2 protein-coding genes are annotated in these 1,140 nt (G+C 44.2%); both read left to right on the top strand.

Annotation, left to right across the window (positions count from 1 at the left end; translation table 11 throughout):
* Nucleotides 1-705, top strand: a 705-nt coding sequence (locus F6K49_RS51585; protein WP_293110750.1) for an alpha/beta hydrolase, incomplete at its 5' end; no start/stop codon positions are given.
* Nucleotides 706-873: 168 nt separating this feature from the next.
* On the top strand, nucleotides 874-1,140 hold a 267-nt coding region (locus tag F6K49_RS51580), incomplete at its 3' end, for a YccF domain-containing protein (protein WP_293110747.1).

The raw sequence follows: 1,140 nt of genomic DNA, 5'->3' as shown, positions 1-1,140 counted from the left end.
GTTGCTCCAGATCTGCGCGGTCATGGGGAAAGTAGCAAGCCGGATCAAGGCTATACCTTTGATGATCACATCGCCGATTTAGAAGCGTTAATGGATCACCTAGGATGGTCTAGTGCTGATATCCTCGGTCACTCCTGGACTGGTAAATTAGTTCCAATCTGGGCTAAGCAAAATCCATCCCGATTGCGCAGCCTAATTTTGGTGGATCCCTTTTTCATCGGCAAAATTCCGATGTGGTTTAAGGTTATGTTTCCCCTACTGTTCCGTGTCTTGCCTTTTGTAAAAGCTATGGGCCCCTTTGTCAGTTATGAGCAAGCGGAAGCACAAGCTAAACAATTAAAACAATACCGGGGTTGGAGTCCCTTTCAGCAAAATGTCTTTCAAGCCAGCATTGAACCTAAACCTGATGGCAGTTGGGGCAGTAAATTTGTGGTTCAGGCGAGAAATGAGATTTTTGAAGACGTGATGCGCGTAGCAGGACTAACGGAAATCATTGCTATTCCTACGGTATTGATAGTACCAGAAAAAGGTCTTAATCGCTCGGATTGGCAGCTAAAACCCTATAAAACTTATCTCAAAAATCTAACTATCCGTCAAGTTCCTGGCAATCATTGGCCTTTTTTAGTAGAGCCGGAAGAGTTTAATCGGGCTGTAGAGCTGTTTTTGGAAGAGCAACAGCAAAAGCCCTCTGACTTTGAGGGATGACTTGTTGCTGTCAGCTTTTTGCTCTGATGGTTCAGGATTAGACCATTAAATTTTATTACCCCCACTCCCTACTCCCTACTCCCTACTCCCTACTCCCTAGGAAAAAGTAATTCACCCAATTTAGCTGGTATAATTAAGTAGTACCAAGGGGATTAATAAAGGAGAGTCATGAGCCTTTTAGGAAACATTATCTGGTTAATCTTTGGCGGTTTAGTGGTTGGTACCGGTTACATTATCGGTGGATTAGGGATTTGTCTGACTATTATTGGCATCCCCTTTGGAATACAGGCTATCAAGCTGGGCATCGCTACTCTGGCACCATTTGGCAGAACAATTGAGGAAACGTCAGACGCTGGTAGCCTCCTCAATATGATTTTTAACATTATCTGGCTGCTCGTCTTTGGCTGGGAGATTGCCGTTGCTCATTTGGTCTCA

Source organism: Moorena sp. SIO3I6, assembly GCF_010672095.1.
Note: the sequence above shows the minus strand (reverse complement) of the source record. Positions and strands in the feature narration are given on the sequence as shown.